Origin of the sequence: Cupriavidus oxalaticus, from assembly GCF_016894385.1 — a bacterium.
Taxonomy (GTDB): Bacteria; Pseudomonadota; Gammaproteobacteria; order Burkholderiales; family Burkholderiaceae; genus Cupriavidus; species Cupriavidus oxalaticus.
The window spans coordinates 162501-180476 of record NZ_CP069811.1; the positions used below are offsets into that span (position 1 = coordinate 162501).

A 17976-nucleotide genomic window follows, 5' to 3' on the forward strand; every position below is an offset into this window, starting at 1 on the left:
TGAAGGACGCGGTAGCCTGCGAAAAGCTTCGGGGAGCTGGCAAACGAGCTTTGATCCGGAGATGTCCGAATGGGGAAACCCGGCCCGAATGGGTCATCCCACACTGAATCCATAGGTGTGGGAAGCGAACGCGGCGAACTGAAACATCTAAGTAGCTGCAGGAACAGAAATCAACCGAGATTCCCAAAGTAGTGGCGAACGAAATGGGAACAGCCTTGTACTCTTTAGCAGTGTTGTTAGCAGAACGGGATGGAAAGCCCGGCCGTAGCAGGTGATAGCCCTGTATGCGAAAACAGCGTTGTGGAACTAGGTGTACGACAAGTAGGGCGGGACACGTGAAATCCTGTCTGAAGATGGGGGGACCATCCTCCAAGGCTAAATACTCGTGATCGACCGATAGTGAACCAGTACCGTGAGGGAAAGGCGAAAAGAACCCCGGGAGGGGAGTGAAATAGATCCTGAAACCGCATGCATACAAACAGTCGGAGCCCTTTCGGGGGTGACGGCGTACCTTTTGTATAATGGGTCAGCGACTTACATTCAGTGGCAAGCTTAACCGATTAGGGCAGGCGTAGCGAAAGCGAGTCCGAACAGGGCGTTGAGTCGCTGGGTGTAGACCCGAAACCAGATGATCTATCCATGGCCAGGTTGAAGGTGCGGTAACACGTACTGGAGGACCGAACCCACTAACGTTGAAAAGTTAGGGGATGAGCTGTGGATAGGGGTGAAAGGCTAAACAAATCTGGAAATAGCTGGTTCTCTCCGAAAACTATTTAGGTAGTGCCTCGTGTCTCACCTTCGGGGGTAGAGCACTGTCATGGTTGGGGGGTCTATTGCTGATTACCCCGCCATAGCAAACTCCGAATACCGAAGAGTGCAATCACGGGAGACAGACATCGGGTGCTAACGTCCGGTGTCAAGAGGGAAACAACCCAGACCGCCAGCTAAGGTCCCCAAATATAGCTAAGTGGGAAACGAAGTGGGAAGGCTAAAACAGTCAGGAGGTTGGCTTAGAAGCAGCCACCCTTTAAAGAAAGCGTAATAGCTCACTGATCGAGTCGTCCTGCGCGGAAGATGTAACGGGGCTAAGCTATATACCGAAGCTGCGGACGCACGCAAGTGCGTGGTAGGAGAGCGTTCTGTAAGCCTGTGAAGGTGTCTTGTAAAGGATGCTGGAGGTATCAGAAGTGCGAATGCTGACATGAGTAGCGATAAAGGGGGTGAAAGGCCCCCTCGCCGTAAGCCCAAGGTTTCCTACGCAACGTTCATCGGCGTAGGGTGAGTCGGCCCCTAAGGCGAGGCAGAGATGCGTAGCTGATGGGAAGCAGGTTAATATTCCTGCACCGTCGTATGATGCGATGGGGGGACGGATCGCGGAAGGTTGTCCGGGTGTTGGAAGTCCCGGTCCCTGCATTGGAGAAGGCGCTCAGGCAAATCCGGGCGCGGGATTCAAGGATGTGGGGCGAGCGGCCTAGAGCTGCGAAGCAATTGGAAGTGGTTCCAAGAAAAGCCTCTAAGCTTCAGTCATACGAGACCGTACCGCAAACCGACACAGGTGGGCGAGATGAGTATTCTAAGGCGCTTGAGAGAACTCGGGAGAAGGAACTCGGCAAATTGGTACCGTAACTTCGGGATAAGGTACGCCCTGGTAGCTTGACTGGCCTGCGCCAGAAGGGTGAAGGGGTTGCAATAAAATGGTGGCTGCGACTGTTTAATAAAAACACAGCACTCTGCAAACACGAAAGTGGACGTATAGGGTGTGACGCCTGCCCGGTGCCGGAAGATTAAATGATGGGGTGCAAGCTCTTGATTGAAGTCCCGGTAAACGGCGGCCGTAACTATAACGGTCCTAAGGTAGCGAAATTCCTTGTCGGGTAAGTTCCGACCTGCACGAATGGCGTAACGATGGCCACACTGTCTCCTCCCGAGACTCAGCGAAGTTGAAGTGTTTGTGATGATGCAATCTCCCCGCGGCTAGACGGAAAGACCCCATGAACCTTTACTGTAGCTTTGCATTGGACTTTGAACCGATCTGTGTAGGATAGGTGGGAGGCTTAGAAGCGTGGACGCTAGTTCACGTGGAGCCGTCCTTGAAATACCACCCTGGTTTGTTTGAGGTTCTAACCTTGGCCCGTGAATCCGGGTCGGGGACAGTGCATGGTAGGCAGTTTGACTGGGGCGGTCTCCTCCCAAAGTGTAACGGAGGAGTTCGAAGGTACGCTTGGTACGGTCGGACATCGTACCTAAAGTGCAATGGCAAAAGCGTGCTTAACTGCGAGACCGACAAGTCGAGCAGGTGCGAAAGCAGGACATAGTGATCCGGTGGTTCTGAATGGAAGGGCCATCGCTCAACGGATAAAAGGTACTCTGGGGATAACAGGCTGATACCGCCCAAGAGTTCATATCGACGGCGGTGTTTGGCACCTCGATGTCGGCTCATCTCATCCTGGGGCTGTAGCCGGTCCCAAGGGTATGGCTGTTCGCCATTTAAAGAGGTACGTGAGCTGGGTTTAAAACGTCGTGAGACAGTTTGGTCCCTATCTGCCGTGGGCGTTGGAATCTTGACGGGGGCTGCTCCTAGTACGAGAGGACCGGAGTGGACGTACCGCTGGTGTACCTGTTGTCTCGCCAGAGGCATCGCAGGGTAGCTATGTACGGAAGAGATAACCGCTGAAAGCATCTAAGCGGGAAACTCGCCTGAAGATGAGGATTCCCTGGAGGCTTGACCTCCTTGAAGGGTCGTTCGAGACCAGGACGTTGATAGGCTGGGTGTGGAAGCGCAGTAATGCGTTAAGCTAACCAGTACTAATTGCCCGTAAGGCTTGATCCTATAACCAGTGTGTTTCACCTGGTGAGTCGATCGCCTTGTGCCACGATACACACAACCAAGACTACATCCCTATTCGCGACGTTGACGCAAGCGCAACGCCGCAACCCCTCATGCCTGGTGACCATAGCGAGTTGGAACCACCCCTTCCCATCCCGAACAGGTCCGTGAAACAACTCCGCGCCGATGATAGTGCGGATTCCCGTGTGAAAGTAGGTCATCGCCAGGCTCTTATTGTGCAAAACCCCTCGACAGCGTGTGCTGCGAGGGGTTTTTGCTTTTTGCGGCTTCGACTACATCAGCGGTTTATCGGCTCGCTTAGACCTTTCATTTCATGTCAGACGACTGCGCCTGGTATCTCTACCTGCTCGAATGCACCGGTGACTCGATCTATACCGGGATCACCACTGACGTCGACCGGCGCTTTGCGGAGCATCTGTCGGGAAAGGGGGCCAAATATACGCGTTCGCGCAAGCCTATCCGAGTCATGGTGCGGCTGCGCTTTGAAACCAAATCGGAGGCGTTGAAGGCGGAAATCGAGATCAAGCGCATGAGTGCGGCGCAGAAACGCGCGTTCTGTGCGCAGCACGAAGACCCAAAGTAAAAACGGCCAGGACCGCAAGGCGATCCTGGCCGTTTTGTTTGGGGCGCGGAAATCAGACGATCGTCAGCGTCACGTCGATATTGCCGCGGGTGGCATTCGAATACGGGCAAACCTGGTGAGCCTGCTCCACCAGTTTCTCCGCCGCCTCGCGCTCGAACCCCGGCAGCGAAATCTTCAGCTCGACCTGGATGCCGAAACCTTGCGGAATCGGCCCGATGCCGACGGCGCCTTCGATCGATGCCTCTGCCGGCACATTGATCTTTTGCTGGCCGGCCACGTACCGGATTGCGCCCAGGAAGCAGGCCGAATAGCCCGCGGCGAACAGTTGCTCCGGGTTCAGGCCGTTGCCGGCACCACCCATCTCCTTGGGCACTGCCAGCTTGACGTCCAGTTGGCTATCGGAGGTGGTGGCCCGGCCATCGCGGCCGCCGGTTGCTTTGGCATGGGCGGTATAAACGACTTTTTCGAGTTTCATCTAAGGCTCCGGTTTGGTTGCCCGCAGGGGCGTATCAAGACTTGCCGCCGTGCGGCAGTGGGAAATCGGTACGCGCTGCTTCCAGCGCGGACCGCAATGCATGCAGGCGCTGCGTCAGGGCCTGGATTTCTTCGACCGGGCACTGCGTGGCGCACAGCATCTGTTCAGGAATGCGTTCGGCTGCGTTGCGCAGCGCCCGCCCGGCGTCAGTCACGCGCACCAGCACCCGGCGCTCGTCGCCGGTGTCGCGGTTGCGGGTAACCAGGCCGGTGGCTTCCAGCCGCTTCAACAACGGTGTCAGCGTGCCGGAATCCAGCGCCAGGCGCGCCCCTAGTTCCGACACCGTCAGCGTTTCGGTTTCCCACAACACAAGCATTACCAGATATTGCGGGTAAGTAAGTCCAAGCTCACTAAGCATCGGCTTGTACAGCTTGGTCATCGCCAGCGAGGTCGAATACAGAGCAAAGCATAGTTGCCGATCGAGCAGCAGCCAATTCGGTTTGGGGTCGTTGTCGCGTTCCATGCCAATATATTAGACGCAATTAGATTGTGCGCAATATAAATTTGACGCCGCGACAAAAGAGGTGATTGCGGCACTCGTAACCTTAATTCTGTTTTAAGTCTCGGTGGCTAGCATGATCCCGTCGCGTCGCAAAGTGCCGACGCCAGATTCTACGAAAGGACCCCGACATGATTCGCCAGACCATTGCTCGCACGGCCATTGGGATCGCGGCCCTCGCCGCCCTGGGCGGCGGGTATGCCTATCTGCAGAAGGAAGTCGTCACGCCCGGATACGCCGCCTCCACGCCGGCGCCTGTCGCGGCCGCGCAGCCGGCCGCCGCCGTGGCCACGCCGGCGGACTTCTCCGGCATCGTTGCGCAATATGGACCCGCCGTGGTCAATATCAGCGTGACCGCGCGCGCCCAACGCACCGCGGCGCAGATGCCGCCGGGGATCGATCCGGACGATCCGCTGTTCCAGTTCTTCAAGCGTTTCGGCCCTCAGTTCCAGGGCCCGCAAGGTGGCCAACAACAACTGGTACGCGGCCTGGGCTCGGGCTTTATCGTCAGTCCCGACGGTCTGATCCTGACCAATGCGCACGTCGTCGACGGGGCGCAGGAGGTGACCGTCAAGCTGACTGACCGGCGCGAGTTCAAGGCCAAGGTGCTGGGCACCGATCCGCAGACCGATGTGGCAGTGATCCGCATCGATGCCAGGGACCTGCCGACGGTTCGCCTGGGCGATCCCTCGCAGGTGCGCGTCGGCGAGCCCGTGCTGGCCATCGGTTCGCCGTACGGCTTCGAGAACACCGTGACTGCCGGCATCGTCAGCGCCAAGTCGCGCTCGCTGCCTGACGACACCTACGTGCCGTTCATCCAGACGGACGTGGCCGTCAACCCGGGCAACTCGGGCGGCCCGCTGTTCAACCAGCGTGGCGAGGTGATCGGCATCAACGCGCAGATCTACAGCCAGACCGGCGGCTACCAGGGGTTGTCGTTCGCGATTCCGATCGACGTGGCCACCAAGGTCCAGCAGCAGCTGGTGGCGACCGGCAAGGTCACGCGCGGCCGCCTCGGCATCAGCGTGCAGGAAGTCAACCAGGCGCTGGCGCAATCGTTCGGATTGCCCAAGCCGACCGGGGCGCTGGTCAACTCGGTCGAGCCGGACAGTCCCGCCGCGCGTGCGGGCCTGAAGCCGGGCGACGTGATCGTGCAGCTGGATAACGACGTGATCGACCATTCGGGCGACCTGCCCGAGCATGTGGCCGACCTCAAGCCCGGCACGCAAAGCTCGCTGAAGATCATCCGCAAGGGCGAGCCGATGAGCTTGTCGGTGAAGATCGGCACGGCCAGGGACCAGGCGGTGGCGCAGAAGGGCGGCGCCAACGAGGCCAGCGGCCGGCTCGGGCTGGCGGTGCGTCCGCTGTCGCCGGGGGAAAGGCGCGCCAGCGGCATCGAAGGCGGGCTGGTGGTCGAAGACGTGAGCGGACCCGCGGCGCGGGTGGGCATCCAGCCGGGCGACGTGATCCTGTCGCTCAACGGCACGCCGATCACTTCGGCCGAGCAACTGAAATCGCTGGTGGCAAAGTCCGGCAAGCAGGTGGCACTGCTGGTGCAACGCGACGATGCCCGCATCTTTATTCCGCTCGATATCGGTTAATGCCGATCGTGCGGCGCTGTCCGCCAATCGTTAACAGACAAGGCTTTGCGGTTTACGCGGGCCGTATACCAGACCGGTATACGGCCCGCTAAGCCTTATGGGAAGCGGCATTCCGCACAACCAACTACTTACAGAAGGCGCGCCAACAGGTATTATCTCGACTGCGATGCACGAAGCATGCGGCGGTAGCCTCCCGCCGGTCCTGGTTCTGCTGAATCGACAAAAAGGAAGTCTATGCAGTTGGATTTCACCCGCGCCACAACGCCGGGTACCGATAGAGCGCGGCGACTGACGTCAACGACGTCGGCGGCCGGCTCCGCGCCGAAGCCCCGGCGGCGCAAAAAAGTAGTCGCCCCGCATTGGGAGCGCGGCTACCGCTCGCATTTCTACCGCAATGAACGCGGCGACAAGCTTGGCGAAGTGCGCCTGTCCGAGCGTGGCGAAGTTCCCGTGGTCTACCACTGGGCCGCCGGCAATTACTCTGGCGCAGAAGGGTCGCTGGCCCACGCACGCGCGCGCGTCGAAGAAACCATCGGTTTCGGCATGCGCCAGCTGTCGCTGTTCTGAGCAGGTATTTCGCCGGTGCCGCGTCTGCCGGCACTGCGACCCGTCCGCGCCATCATCCGCTTGCGCGGCGCCCCCGCACCTCCCCGATTCTTCGCACTGCAGTCAATCCAGCGTTCCGCCACTGATGGCGAGCGAATACGCGCGTTTCAGGCCAGACGCCGCTGCGCCAGCATGAACGCCGCCGCGCCAGGCGCGAGCACCGCCATCAACCGGTAGATATCCTCGCAGGCAATCGGCCTGGCCTGTTGCTCGACCATCGCGGCGAGTTGCGCCAGCGCGCCTTGACGCGAGCACAAACATGATGTTCTCAAACAGCAGGATCTTTGCCGCGCAGTACGCGGGCGATGTCCCGCGTGCCCGCTCGCATGCGCTCCGCCGCCTGGCGCGCGTGCGTCGGATCGCCCTTGCCATAACGCTGCCCGATGTAGGCCGCGGCAACTGCCGTGATGGACGCGGCAGCCTGCGGGAGTCGGGCGCTGGCGCGTGCGGCGAAGTCTTGCGGGCCTTCGGCGGGTGCGCGCACGCAGCCGTGCCGGGCCAGCAGCTCGCAAAAGCGGTCGTAGGCGGCGTCAAGCGGATCGGCCTGCTCGCGGCGTCGCCACAGCGGCACCAGCGCGAGCAGGCACAGCACGCCGAGCGCGCCGGCCAGCAGCTGCCCGGCACTGGCCCCGGTGCCGAGGGTGGCCAGCAGGCGCGCCTGTTGCGCGTGGTCATACTGCAGGACCCAGCGCTGCCAGCGGTAGACCATGCCTTCGTAGGTCCAGCGGATGTCCTGCAGCCAGCCCGGCTGGTGGGTCGGGCGCCATGCCGCGGCCTCGGCGCCAAGCGCGGCGTCCAGGCCTTGCTCGATCCGGCTGGGCGCAACTGCGCTGGTGGGATCCACGCGCACCCAGCCGCGGCCTTCCAGCCAGACTTCGGCCCAGGCGTGGGCGTCGGACTGGCGCACCATGTAGTGGCCGCCGATGGGGTTGTATTCGCCGCCCTGGTAGCCGGTCACGACCCGTGCAGGCACGCCGGCGGCGCGCATGAGGAAGACGAAGCTGCTGGCGTAGTGTTCGCAGAAGCCGCGCCTGGTGTCGAACACAAAACTGTCGACCTGCTCCGCGCCGAGCGGTGGCGGGCTGAGGGTGTAGGCAAACGGGGCGGCGGCGAACAGGCGCAGTGCCGCCTGTACGCGTGCGGCGGGATCGGCGTGCTGTGCAGCCCATGTGGACGCCAGCACGCGGGCGCGCGGATTGCCGGCGGGCAGGCTCAGCGCCAGCCGGTGCGTGGCGGCATCCAGCGCCTCCGGTGCCGGGGCGAGCGTCGAGCGCGCCTGGTAGCGGATGCGCTGGTCCACTGGCCGGCGCGACATGAACTCGCCATCTGGCGTGACGGCGGCTTCGGCGGACGGCGACAAGGCCTGTCCGCGGTCCAACACCAGCAGCCAGTGCTGCGAGCTGGGCTCCAGCGTGATGTTGTAATCGATGCCGTGCCTGTCCGAGACAACAGCCGGCGCAGGCGCCAGTGCCTGCAGGCGCTGGCGTGCGGGACGCCAGGTGGTGCCGTCGTACTCCCATAGCACCAGCGCGCGCCAGTACAAGGCCGAGGCAGGCAGCGGCGGGCCGGCGACCTCGGCGCGCAGCGCCAGCGCCGGCGAGCGGATCAGCTGGCCGACGCTGCCGGGCCGCATCGTATCGCTGAGTCCGGTGGTGCCGGTGGGCGCGGATTGCGGCAGCTGCCACAGCGGATGCTCCAGCCGCGGGAACAGCACGAACATGGCCACCGCCCATGGCAGGCCGAGCAGCGCCATGCGGCCCAGCATCGGCCAGATCGCCAGCCGGCTGCGCGCCTCCGGGTGGTGCAGCAGCAGCCAGTTGCGCAACACCCAGGCGCCGATTGCCAGGCTGTACAGCGCCAGCCAGAAGGGCTGGTCCGACAGGTACAGCGTCAGCAGCAGGTAAAAGGACAGTTGCGTGACCAGCGTGGCATCGGCCAGCGCGCGGCACTCCAGCAGCTTGAGGATGACGAACGCACCCAGCAGCGCCACCGCCAGCTCGCGCCCGACACCGCCGCCGGCCTGCCACGCCAGCGCGCTGGCCACCAGCAACACCAGCAGCGCGGTCGTGCCGAGCATCCAGCGCGACGGCAGCGGCGCGCGCCGCCGCCACAACAGCCAGCGCCAGCCAAGCAGCAGCAACAGCAACAGGCTGACCGACACCGGCAGCGTGCGCGCCTGTGGCGCCAGCACCAGCGCCAGCTGGCCGAGCAGCATGCCATGGTCCTCATGCCGCAGCGGCCGGGCCACGGCGTTCATGGGCGGGCTCCGGGCCGCGCCGGATGCTGCGGCCACAGCGCCAGCGCTTCCAGGCAGGCGCGCCGATGGCTCGCGCCACATGCGGGCGGCAGTTCAAGACCGGGCAGGCGCAGGCCGATTTCCGCGTCGTCCGGCGCGGCCAGCAGCCAGGCGCACAGCCGCGATAGCCGCGCTTCGGCGTCCATGCCCGCGGGCATCGCCTGCCAGTCGAGCCAGCGCGCCGGGCGCTGCGGCGGATCGCCGCTGCGGCTGAGCCAGCGGCCGGTGCGCGCGCTGTGCTTCCATGCGATCCGGTGCAGCGGGTCGCCGCTGCGGTAGCGCCGCAGCTGGTCGATGCCGTCGTCGCCCGGCACGCCGGCCGCGGCATGCCCGGCGTCGTCCGCGCCTGGGCGATGCGCGGCGGGCGGGGGCGGTGCATCGGCTTCGGGCGCCGGATAGACCAGCGTCGACAGCGGCAGGTCCGCATGGCTCCAGACGCGGAACAGCCCGAACGGGAAGCGGCTGCTGAGCACCACGCGCGGCAGCGCCAGCCGTCCGCGCCGCTGCGCCGGCACGTGCAGGGCAAGCGTGCCGCTGGCGTGGCCGTCGAGCGTCAGCGTGGCGGGCAACACGTCGGGCAGCGCCGGCACGCGCGCCTCGATGCCGATGCGCGCGCCGGCGTCGGCGTTGTCGACGCGCAGCGCAAACACCGCGAGCTGGCCGGCATGCACCGGCGCCACCGTGCCCGCGCTTACCGCCAGTTCGAGCAGGTTGCGGTACGCCAGCCACATGCACGACATGCCGATGCCGGCCAGCAGGAAGGTCAGCGCGAAGCCCAGGCTGATGTTGTAGTTGAGCGAAGTCAGCAGCATCGCGCCGAGCAGCACGGCAAAGCCGATGCCGCCCCGCGCGGGAAGGATATAGAGATGGCGCCGGTCCAGCCGTACGGTGCCGCCGGACGGCCGGCGCGCGGCAAGGCGCTGGCGCAAGAGCCTGGCGGACGCGAACAGCCCCGGCCTGGACAAGCGATGGTGTGCGGTGGCGGCCCGGTTGTTCTGCGACGCCGCCGGCGGATCGCTCGCCATTGGCGTCAGGGGATGGCCACGCCGGCCAGCAGTGCCGCCAGCTCGCCGTCCACCGCCGCGGGCCCGACTCTGCCCGCCGGCAGCAGCCGGTGCGCGGCCACGGCGGCAAAGACCGCCTGTACATCTTCAGGCAGCACCAGCTCACGCTGCGCCAGCAGGGCCCAGGCGCGGGCGCAGGCCAGCAGCGACAGCCCCGCGCGCGGCGACAGGCCCGCGGCAAAGCCGCCGTGCTGGCGCGTGGCCTGCACCAGCGCCAGCACATAGTCGACCAGCGCGGGGCTGGCGTACACCTGCGCGGCCGCCTGCTGCAGGGCCAGCACCTGCGCGGCATCCATCACCGGCGTGGCTGCGGCCGCGCTGGCGCCGCCGAGGTACAGCACGCGCTCGAAGGCGGGATCGGGATAGCCCAGCGACACGCGCATGGTGAAGCGGTCGAGTTGCGACTCGGGCAGCGCATGGGTGCCCAGCTGCTCCAGCGGATTCTGCGTGGCGATCACGAAAAACGGTGCGGGCAGCGCATGCGTGGTGCCGTCATGCGTCACCTGCCGCTCGGCCATGGCTTCGAGCAGCGCGCTCTGGGTCTTGGGCGGCGCCCGGTTGATCTCGTCGGCGAGCACTACCTGCGCGAACACCGGGCCGCGGTGGAAGCGGAATTCGCCCGCATCGCGCACGAACACCGAGACGCCGATCAGGTCCGCCGGCAGCAGGTCGCTGGTGAACTGGACGCGCTGGTATTGCAGCCCGAGCGTACGCGCCAGCGCATGCGCCAGCGTGGTCTTGCCCACGCCGGGCACGTCTTCCAGCAGCAGGTGGCCTCCCGCCAGCATGCAGGCCAGCGCCAGCCGCACTTGCTGCGGCTTGCCGAGAACGATGCGGCCCAGCTGGGCCTGGGCCTCGGCCAGCGAAGCGACGATGCGTGGGCGAGCAGTCACGTTGGACCTCGGCGCAAAGGAGTTGGAAGGGAGCCGGACCGGCGGCAACGGATCGGCGGCAAGAACGGGGACGCAGTCCAGCGCATTGTAGCGGCGTGCGCGCCACGCGGCACCGTCTGTTTCCGAACGGAGACACCCCGGGGCCGGCGGCGGTGCACCGGAATGGCGCGGCGGCTGCGCCAGATTGCGCCGGTTCTGGCATCATGAGCCTGTCGGGCCACTGCCGGCCCACCCGTGTTGCTCTCTCCTTCCGCTGCCCGCTGCAATGACTGCCTCGCTGGACCCCTCTGCCGACCTCCGTGCCGACCTACCCGCAGCTGCCGTGCTGACCCCCGACGCCGCCGATTCCGACGCGCTGCTGCGCCTGGCGCAGGCCTTTCATGCCAACGGCTTCGTGATCCTGCGCGGTTTCGGCAGCGAGGCAGACTGCGCCGCGCTGGAAGCGGTGGCGCGCACGCACCTGGCAGCGGTGGTGCCGCCGGTGGAATTCGAGGCCGACCTGGGCTATCCCGGGGCCCCGTCCACGCGCGACGCCGCCGGCGGCGGCACCGTCAGGCGGCTGCGCCAGGCCTACGGCCGCGACGAGGTGTTCCACAACTGGGCCACCGACCCGAAGCTGGTGTCGGTGGTGCAGGCGCTGCTGGGCGAACCCGCGTGCCTGACGCTGGCGCACCATAACTGCGTGATGACCAAGCACCCGCACTACGGCAGCCAGACCGGCTGGCACCGCGATACGCGCTATTGGTCGTTTGCCAAGCCCGAGCTGGTGACGGTATGGCTGGCGCTGGGCGACGAGGACGAAAGCAACGGCGTGCTGCGCGTCATCCCGGGATCGCACCGCGCGGCGCTGGAGCCGGGCCAGCTGGATCCCGCGGAATTCCTGATCGAGGCGCACCCGGCCAGCCAGCCGCTGCTGCAGGGGGCGTGCCCGCTCGCGCTGCATCGTGGCGATGTGCTGTTCTTCGACAGCCGGCTGTTCCATGCGGCGGGGCGCAATGCGTCAAACGCGGTGAAGCTGTCGGTGGCCTTTGCGTATTTCGGCGCCAGCAACCGGCCGCTGGAGGGCACGCGCTCGGCCGAGTTCGGCAGCGTGGCGCTGCCGGTGGCCGGCTGACGCAGCCGGCGCGCGATGGCGGGGCCGGCGTTCAGGTACGCAGCCCGACCAGCCCCGAAATTTTTTCCGAGGCCTCGAGCAGCGGCGGCAGGAAGCGCTCCAGCATTTCCTGCGCGCTGGTGCGGTTGGCCTGGCCGCTGATATTGATCGCGGCGATGGTCTGGCCGGCGCGGTTGCGGATCGGCGCCGCCAGCGACACCAGTCCCTCTTCCAGCTCCTGGTCGTTGAGGGCCCAGCCGCGCTTGCCGATGTCGGCGATGATGGTTTTCAGCGCATCGATGTCGGTCACGGTGCGGCCGGTGCGCGCGCGCAACTCGCTGGCGCGCAGCACGCTGTCCAGCTCGGCTTCGTTCAGCCCCGCCATCAGCACGCGGCCCATCGACGAGCAATACGCCGGCAGCCGGCTGCCGATCGACAGGTTGATGGTCATGATCTTGCGCGCCGGCACGCGCAGCACGTAGACGATCTCGGTCCCGTCCAGCACGGAGATCGAGCAGCTTTCATGCACCTGCTGCGACAGCGTCTCCATGATCGGCTCGGCCAGGTTCCAGAACGGCATCGAGGTCAGGTAGGCAAAGCCGAGATCGAGGATCTTGGGCGTCAGCCGGAACAGCCGCCCGTCGGCCTGCACATAGCCCAGTCCTACCAGCGTCAGCAGGATGCGGCGCGCACCCGCGCGCGTGAGGCCGCTGGCCTGGGCGATTTCCGTCAGCGTCTGCGCCGGGTGCTGGGCATTGAAGGCACGGATGACCGACAGCCCGCGTGCAAAGGACTGCACATAGCTGTCGCTTGGCTTCTCGGGCGCGGCGGCGGCGCCTGCGCTCGGGGGCGCCTGCGTGTCGCGGGGGGAGTCGGTGGAACTGGCCATCGGTGTAGCACCGGCGCGGGTCGCCGGATTGGCACGGAAAGGCCGAAAGGGTAGAGGAAATGCCGGCGCAACGCCAGTGCCGGCCGGCCAGCGGCGTCTTGGTGTCCTAGCGGAAGCTGCGCTGCACCAGCACGAACACTGCGCCGAGCATGCAGATCACCGCAAAGCCGTGCAGCATGTCCATGCCGGCCAGCAGCGTGGCCTGCCGGTCGATTTCCAGCGAGATCTTCGCCAGCCCCGCGGCCGACAGCACATCCGGCGACTGCAGTGCCGGGTTGAAGCGCGTGACCTGCTCGACCAGGTGGGTGCGGTGCTCGGCCTGCCCGTCCTGCATGAACACGCTGGCCAGGCCGGTGCCCATGGCCGAGGCAATCTGCTTGCACACGTTCTTGAACTGGTAGGCATGCGAGAAATCCTCGACCGGCACCTCCAGGTAGGTCATCGATGCCACCTGCACCATCAGCAGCACCGGCGTCAGCCCTTCCAGCAGCACCACCGGCACCAGCGCATAGTCGGGCGCGCCCGGCATCAGCTGGTGCGAAAACAGCATCGCGGCGCAGGCATAGACGATAAAGCCAAGTGCGATCACGCGCCGCTTGCGGAACACCAGCGCCATGCCCAGCGTGATGACGATGGCGCCGATGGCCGCCACCGTGCCGCTGGTCGCCAGCAGCATGCAGGTGGTGCGGAAGGTCAGGCCCAGGCCGGTCTGCGTCAGCGACGGCAGCAGGAAGGCCCATGCCGACGACATCAGGTAATACAGCGTGTAGAAGCCCAGCCCGTAGAGATACTGGCGCCCGGCCAGCCGCGACAGGTCGATCCACGGGTCGGGATGGCGGTACAGGCGCCAGCCGGCGAAGGCGAACAGCGCCAGGCCGCCCAGCGCGGTCAGCGGCATTTCCGGCGAGCTGAAGAAGCGTGTGTAGCGCATTTCCTGCAGCGTGTGCAGCAACACCAGTGCCCCGGCCGCGGCGGCGATCGCGGCGGGCCAGTCCAGTGTCGACACCGGCGGATGCGGGTCGCGCGGCGCGCGCGTGGGGTAGGTCAGCGCCACCGACAGCAGCACCGGCAAGGCAATGCCGGCCTGGAACAGGAACACCGCGCGCCAGCCGATATCGTCGAGGAAAATGCTGGTCAGCCATGGCGTGATCGCCAGCATCGAGAACGCGCCGCCGCCGAAGCGCAGCATCAGCGCGCCGCGTTCTGCCGGCGTCGACACCAGTTGCACCAGGATGCGCGAGGCCGCGAACAGGCCACCGGCGCCCAGGCCCTGCACCGCCTTGCCGGAGATCAGCCCGGCGGGGCTGGCAAACTCGGCGCAGATCAGCGAACCCAGCATGAACACCACCAGCGACGCCAGCGTAAAGCGCTTGTACGTGATGCGGCGCGCGACCTGGTCGAGCACCATGTTCATCAGCACCGCGGTGGCGGCATAGGCCGAGACCGCGTACAGGTAGTCTTCGGGCGCGGCGCCGATGCCGCCCTGGATATGCTGGCTGGCCACGCCCATCATCAGCGTGGAAGAAAAGTCGATGCCGGTGACCAGGCCGAGCGTCAGGCCGAACAATGAAAGTCGCCAGTGACCCATTTCGGGGTGACTGGCGAGTTGCATGCGGGGTCGCGCTGGGGTGGAGACGGGGATCGAGGCTGGGGCGGAGGCTGCCGGGACTGTCGTTGCCAGCGCTGGCGCTGAGCCGTCCGGTGCAGCCGGTGCAGGCGTTTGTTGCATCGCTCAAGCATAATGTCGCCTGCCGCAGAGAACTACAGGCTGTCAGGGAAACATTGTCCGGTGAATCAAACAATTCAATGGAACGACTGGGAAGCGTTCTGCTGCGTCGTCGAGCAGGGAACGTTCACGGCCGCGGCGGAGCAGCTCGATTGCCCCAAGTCGCGCGTCTCGGCCGCGGTGGCGCGGCTGGAAACCGCCATCGGCGCGAAGCTGCTGGAGCGCACCACGCGGCGCATGCGCCTCACCGATGCCGGCAAGGCCGTCTATCGCGATGTGGCGCCGCTGTTCGCGCGGCTGCGCGAGATCCGGCAGGAGACGCTGGCGCGCGAAGAGCGCGTCCAGGGCGTGCTGCGCATCGCCACGCCTTATGAATTCGGCGCCCAGCAACTGGGCGGGGTGATCTGCCGCACACTCGCCGCGCATCCGGCACTCGATGTGGCGGTGGAGATCACGCAGGGACTGGTCGACCCGATCCGCGACGGGTTTGACGTGGCCTTCGTCATCGTCGATGCCGATCTGCCCGATTCCGGCACGGTGGCCCGCCGCATCTACCACGTCGAGCGCGGGCTGTTTGCCGCGCCGTCGCTGGCGGACAGTTTGCCGGCGCAGCTGCGCCCGGAAGACCTGGCCAACATGCCGACGCTGACCACGCCGGGCGACACCGTCTGGGAATTTACCCGCGACGGCGAGACCGTCTCCGTGCCGATCCGGCCGCGCATGCAGACCTTCAACGCCGAGTTGCGCCTGCAGGGCGCGCTGGCCGGCCTCGGCATCGCGCGCCTGTCGGTGAACTACTGCGAGGCCGAGATCGCGCAGGGCCGCCTGGTGCGGGTACTGCCGGACTTCCCGCTGCCGCCGCTGCGCGTGTTCGCGCTGCTGCCGGACCGGCGCCTGCAGCCGCGCAAGGTGCGCGCGTTCATGGAAGCGATCGAGTCGATGATGGTGTCGGAGCTGGGGCCCGAGTCAGGCCTCGAAGGGGCCGAAGGGATCGAGCCCGGCGAGTGGGCAAGGGAGGGCGCCGGGCCCGAGGGCGATGCGCAGGCGGACGGAAACGGCCTGGCACAGGGAGAGGCCCGGCCACCGGGGTGAGGACGCTGGCGAGGCCACCACGGCGCGAGGCCGTGGCAAGGGCAGTGGCAAGGGCCGCACCGGCGCCATCGCAGCGGCCGGCGGCCCTCAAAAATGCATGTTGAACACGCTCGCACCCAGCCTGGCGACCACCATCAGCAGGATCTGCGCGATCACGAACAGCACCAGCGGCGAGACATCGAAGCCCCCCAGGCGCGGCACCACGCGCTGGATCGGGCGCAACACCGGCGCGGTCAGGTGGTCGATGGCGGGCGTGATCGGCGAATGGGGGTTGACCCACGACAGGATCGCCATCAGCAGCGTGACCCACATCACCAGGCTGATCGCCCACTTCAGCACGTACAGCAACGCGGTCAGCAGTACCGCCGGCAGGAACGCCAGCAGGTCGGCGTTGCTGAGCAGCGCGACCAGCAACAGGAACACGACCGCCGTCAGCCAGGCCGCCACCACCGTGGCCCAGTCGATGCCGCCCACGCCCGGGATGATCCGGCGCAGCGGCCGCACCAGCCAGTCGGTGATCTGGAACACGCCCTGCGAGACCGGGTTGCGCGTCGGCAGCCGCGTCAGCTGCATCCAGACGCGCAGCAGCAGGGCCATGCCGAACAGGGTAAAGATGGTATCCAGCAGGAAGAGGGCGATTTCCGTAAACATCGATGCGGTTTCCGGTGGGTTAGGGTGTCTGCAACCGCACAGATTCTGCCATAGCCCGGCGTCACATCGGCACATCCGGGGCACATGCCTGTGGCGCGTCCAACATGCCGGCGCCGCCCTATAATTGCGAGCGCCCGCTGCCGCACTGCGCCGGCGACGGGCGTGTGTACGTTTTTCGCGCGCCTTTCCGTCGCCTTTCCGTCGTCTTTCGTCAGTCCTATGCCCAGCAAGCCAGCCTCGTCCCACAACCCTGCGCCGCTCACCAAGGCGGACTTCGAGGCGCTCTCGGACTTCCGCTACCAGTTGCGGCGCTTCCTGCGGTTTTCCGAGGATGCGGCGCGCGAGGAGGGGCTGACCGTGCAGCAATACCTGCTGCTGCTGCATATCCGCGGCAGCGCCGACAAGGAATGGGCCTCGATCGGGGAGCTGGCCGAACGCCTGCAGGCCAAGCAGCACGGCGTGGTGGCGCTGGTCAACCGCTGCGAGGCGGCCGGGCTGGTCAAGCGCCGCCTCAATCCCGAGGACCGGCGCGTGGTGCAGGTCCATCTGCTGGCCAAGGGCGAGCGCAGCCTGAACCGGCTCGCGATGCTGCACCGGACCGAGCTGGAATCGCTGCGCAACACCTTCCGCGTGGCACGCATCACGCAGTTCAACGACGACGGCGCCGAGCGCGGCTGAGCCCGCCAACCGGCCGCCAACCGACCGCCGCGCATCCGGTTACAGGCGGTTACCAATCAAAAGCTCCGGTGACACCCGCTGCCCGCGGGCGGCCCTAGACTCGCGCGCATTCATCAATACGCGCAGTGCGCAGGAGTCGAGCCATGTCCATCCCCTTTCGTTCGGTTGTGCTTGCGGTGCTGGGCGCCGGTGCGCTGGCCGGGTGTGCCACGCCGTATGGCTATGACAACGGCTATGGCGCGGGGTATGGCAGCGGCTATGGCAGCGGCTATGGCAGCTACGGCACCAGTACCGCGTATGGTGGAAGCCATGGCGGCAACTACGGCGCCAGCGGCACCACCATCAGCGGCTACCCCGCGCAGCAGGGCTACCCGCAGCAGGGCTACCCGCAGCAGGGCTACCCCCAACAACAATATCCGCAGCAAGGCTATCCGCAACCGGGGTACCCGCAGCAGGGGTATCCGCAGCAGCAATATCCGGACGGCGGCTACGACTACAACTACAACAATAACCATGGCAACAACAACTACGGCAACCAGGCGTACGGCGTGCGCTACGGCTGGGTAGAGGCCATCGAAGTGGTTGCCGGCCAGCCGCCTTCGACCAGCGGCGCGGGCGCGGTGGTCGGCGGCATCGTCGGTGGTTTGCTCGGCCACCAGGTCGGCGGCGGCCGCGGCAATACGGTAGCGACCATCGGTGGCGCCGTTGCCGGCGCGGTGGCCGGCAACGAGGTCGAGAAGCGCACTGGCACCAGCGCGCCGGCCTACCGCGTGCGCGTGCGCACCAGCGACAACGGCTACCTGACGCTGACGCAGTCCAACGCCTACCAGATGCGCATCGGCGACCGCGTCAAGGTCGAGAACGGCGTGGCGGTGCCGTACTGACAGCTGCCTTGCCGTCATTCCCGCCGCGCGAAAGACGG

Annotated in this window: 16 protein-coding genes and 2 rRNA genes (1 of these 18 cut by a window edge); 9 read left to right on the forward strand and 9 right to left on the reverse strand. The window is 65.9% G+C overall.

Annotated features, from left to right (window positions below):
* From JTE92_RS00675 to JTE92_RS00685, 3 genes are all read left to right on the forward strand, one after another.
* Positions 1 to 2830, forward strand: a 23S ribosomal RNA gene (locus tag JTE92_RS00675); it begins 49 nt to the left of the window's first position.
* A gap of 113 nt (positions 2831 to 2943) precedes the next feature.
* Positions 2944 to 3056, forward strand: a 5S ribosomal RNA gene (gene rrf / locus JTE92_RS00680).
* A 105-nt stretch (positions 3057 to 3161) separates the two neighbouring features.
* Positions 3162 to 3431, forward strand: a complete 270-nt coding sequence (locus tag JTE92_RS00685) for a GIY-YIG nuclease family protein (RefSeq protein WP_063241085.1) — start codon at positions 3162 to 3164, stop codon at positions 3429 to 3431.
* 52 nt (positions 3432 to 3483) lie between these two features.
* On the opposite strand, the gene JTE92_RS00690 is transcribed toward JTE92_RS00685, so the two are convergent.
* Both JTE92_RS00690 and JTE92_RS00695 read right to left on the reverse strand, forming a co-directional pair.
* Positions 3484 to 3906, reverse strand: a complete 423-nt coding sequence (locus JTE92_RS00690; protein WP_063241084.1) for an organic hydroperoxide resistance protein — start codon at positions 3904 to 3906, stop codon at positions 3484 to 3486.
* Positions 3907 to 3940: 34 nt separating this feature from the next.
* Positions 3941 to 4429, reverse strand: a complete 489-nt coding sequence (locus tag JTE92_RS00695) for a MarR family winged helix-turn-helix transcriptional regulator (protein ID WP_063241083.1) — start codon at positions 4427 to 4429, stop codon at positions 3941 to 3943.
* Positions 4430 to 4596: 167 nt separating this feature from the next.
* On the opposite strand from JTE92_RS00695, the gene JTE92_RS00700 reads away from it, so the two are divergent.
* Both JTE92_RS00700 and JTE92_RS00705 read left to right on the forward strand, forming a co-directional pair.
* Positions 4597 to 6066: a DegQ family serine endoprotease gene (locus JTE92_RS00700; protein WP_063241082.1), complete on the forward strand. Its 1470-nt coding sequence runs from the start codon at positions 4597 to 4599 to the stop codon at positions 6064 to 6066.
* Positions 6067 to 6300: 234 nt separating this feature from the next.
* Positions 6301 to 6633 carry a hypothetical protein gene (locus tag JTE92_RS00705; RefSeq protein WP_029049823.1) on the forward strand — a complete coding sequence of 111 codons (333 nt, stop codon included), beginning with the start codon at positions 6301 to 6303 and terminating at the stop codon, positions 6631 to 6633.
* A 146-nt stretch (positions 6634 to 6779) separates the two neighbouring features.
* Here the strand turns inward: JTE92_RS00705 and JTE92_RS00710 are convergent, their stop codons facing one another.
* Genes JTE92_RS00710 through JTE92_RS00725 form a run of 4 tightly spaced genes read right to left on the reverse strand, consistent with a single transcriptional unit; the run spans position 6780 to position 10925 of the window.
* Positions 6780 to 6929: a hypothetical protein gene (locus tag JTE92_RS00710; RefSeq protein WP_157096936.1), complete on the reverse strand. Its 150-nt coding sequence runs from the start codon at positions 6927 to 6929 to the stop codon at positions 6780 to 6782.
* Positions 6930 to 6940: 11 nt separating this feature from the next.
* Positions 6941 to 8929 (reverse strand): transglutaminase TgpA family protein, encoded by a 1989-nt coding sequence (locus JTE92_RS00715; RefSeq protein WP_063241081.1) that lies wholly within the window; start codon positions 8927 to 8929, stop codon positions 6941 to 6943.
* Entirely contained in the window at positions 8926 to 9993 is a 1068-nt protein-coding gene (locus JTE92_RS00720; RefSeq protein ID WP_084254768.1) for a DUF58 domain-containing protein, read from the reverse strand. The genes JTE92_RS00715 and JTE92_RS00720 overlap by 4 nt, the downstream gene beginning before the upstream one ends.
* A 5-nt stretch (positions 9994 to 9998) precedes the next feature.
* On the reverse strand, positions 9999 to 10925 hold the full coding sequence (locus JTE92_RS00725; RefSeq protein WP_063241080.1) for an AAA family ATPase: 927 nt from the start codon (positions 10923 to 10925) through the stop codon (positions 9999 to 10001).
* A gap of 265 nt (positions 10926 to 11190) precedes the next feature.
* Here JTE92_RS00725 and JTE92_RS00730 point away from each other — a divergent pair, with 265 nt between their 5' ends.
* Positions 11191 to 12039 (forward strand): phytanoyl-CoA dioxygenase family protein, encoded by an 849-nt coding sequence (locus JTE92_RS00730; protein WP_063241079.1) that lies wholly within the window; start codon positions 11191 to 11193, stop codon positions 12037 to 12039.
* Between the two features lie 31 nt (positions 12040 to 12070).
* On the opposite strand, the gene JTE92_RS00735 is transcribed toward JTE92_RS00730, so the two are convergent.
* Positions 12071 to 12907, reverse strand: a complete 837-nt coding sequence (locus JTE92_RS00735; protein WP_063241078.1) for an IclR family transcriptional regulator — start codon at positions 12905 to 12907, stop codon at positions 12071 to 12073.
* Positions 12908 to 13013: 106 nt separating this feature from the next.
* Positions 13014 to 14636, reverse strand: coding sequence for an MFS transporter (locus JTE92_RS00740; protein WP_063241077.1), 1623 nt, complete (start codon positions 14634 to 14636; stop codon positions 13014 to 13016).
* A 60-nt stretch (positions 14637 to 14696) separates the two neighbouring features.
* Between JTE92_RS00740 and JTE92_RS00745 the strand changes: the two genes are divergently transcribed.
* Positions 14697 to 15725 (forward strand): LysR family transcriptional regulator, encoded by a 1029-nt coding sequence (locus JTE92_RS00745; protein WP_063241076.1) that lies wholly within the window; start codon positions 14697 to 14699, stop codon positions 15723 to 15725.
* Between the two features lie 87 nt (positions 15726 to 15812).
* Here the strand turns inward: JTE92_RS00745 and JTE92_RS00750 are convergent, their stop codons facing one another.
* Positions 15813 to 16376 (reverse strand): YggT family protein, encoded by a 564-nt coding sequence (locus JTE92_RS00750; protein WP_063241075.1) that lies wholly within the window; start codon positions 16374 to 16376, stop codon positions 15813 to 15815.
* 219 nt (positions 16377 to 16595) lie between these two features.
* On the opposite strand from JTE92_RS00750, the gene JTE92_RS00755 reads away from it, so the two are divergent.
* A complete protein-coding gene (locus tag JTE92_RS00755; RefSeq protein ID WP_063241074.1) occupies positions 16596 to 17054 on the forward strand; it encodes a MarR family winged helix-turn-helix transcriptional regulator in 459 nt (152 codons plus the stop codon).
* A gap of 143 nt (positions 17055 to 17197) precedes the next feature.
* Positions 17198 to 17938: a glycine zipper 2TM domain-containing protein gene (locus tag JTE92_RS00760; protein ID WP_063241073.1), complete on the forward strand. Its 741-nt coding sequence runs from the start codon at positions 17198 to 17200 to the stop codon at positions 17936 to 17938.
* The last annotated feature ends 38 nt before the right edge of the window (positions 17939 to 17976 follow it).

Bases quoted from the DNA above. Each gene is read 5' to 3' on its own strand.
- JTE92_RS00685 (WP_063241085.1), top strand. From the start codon at position 3,162: ATGTCAGACGACTGCGCCTGGTATCTCTACCTGCTCGAATGCACCGGT.
- JTE92_RS00690 (WP_063241084.1), bottom strand. From the start codon at position 3,906: ATGAAACTCGAAAAAGTCGTTTATACCGCCCATGCCAAAGCAACCGGC.
- JTE92_RS00695 (WP_063241083.1), bottom strand. From the start codon at position 4,429: ATGGAACGCGACAACGACCCCAAACCGAATTGGCTGCTGCTCGATCGG.
- JTE92_RS00700 (WP_063241082.1), top strand. From the start codon at position 4,597: ATGATTCGCCAGACCATTGCTCGCACGGCCATTGGGATCGCGGCCCTC.
- JTE92_RS00705 (WP_029049823.1), top strand. From the start codon at position 6,301: ATGCAGTTGGATTTCACCCGCGCCACAACGCCGGGTACCGATAGAGCG.
- JTE92_RS00715 (WP_063241081.1), bottom strand. From the start codon at position 8,929: ATGAACGCCGTGGCCCGGCCGCTGCGGCATGAGGACCATGGCATGCTG.
- JTE92_RS00720 (WP_084254768.1), bottom strand. From the start codon at position 9,993: ATGGCGAGCGATCCGCCGGCGGCGTCGCAGAACAACCGGGCCGCCACC.
- JTE92_RS00730 (WP_063241079.1), top strand. From the start codon at position 11,191: ATGACTGCCTCGCTGGACCCCTCTGCCGACCTCCGTGCCGACCTACCC.
- JTE92_RS00735 (WP_063241078.1), bottom strand. From the start codon at position 12,907: ATGGCCAGTTCCACCGACTCCCCCCGCGACACGCAGGCGCCCCCGAGC.
- JTE92_RS00740 (WP_063241077.1), bottom strand. From the start codon at position 14,636: ATGCAACAAACGCCTGCACCGGCTGCACCGGACGGCTCAGCGCCAGCG.
- JTE92_RS00750 (WP_063241075.1), bottom strand. From the start codon at position 16,376: ATGTTTACGGAAATCGCCCTCTTCCTGCTGGATACCATCTTTACCCTG.
- JTE92_RS00755 (WP_063241074.1), top strand. From the start codon at position 16,596: ATGCCCAGCAAGCCAGCCTCGTCCCACAACCCTGCGCCGCTCACCAAG.
- JTE92_RS00760 (WP_063241073.1), top strand. From the start codon at position 17,198: ATGTCCATCCCCTTTCGTTCGGTTGTGCTTGCGGTGCTGGGCGCCGGT.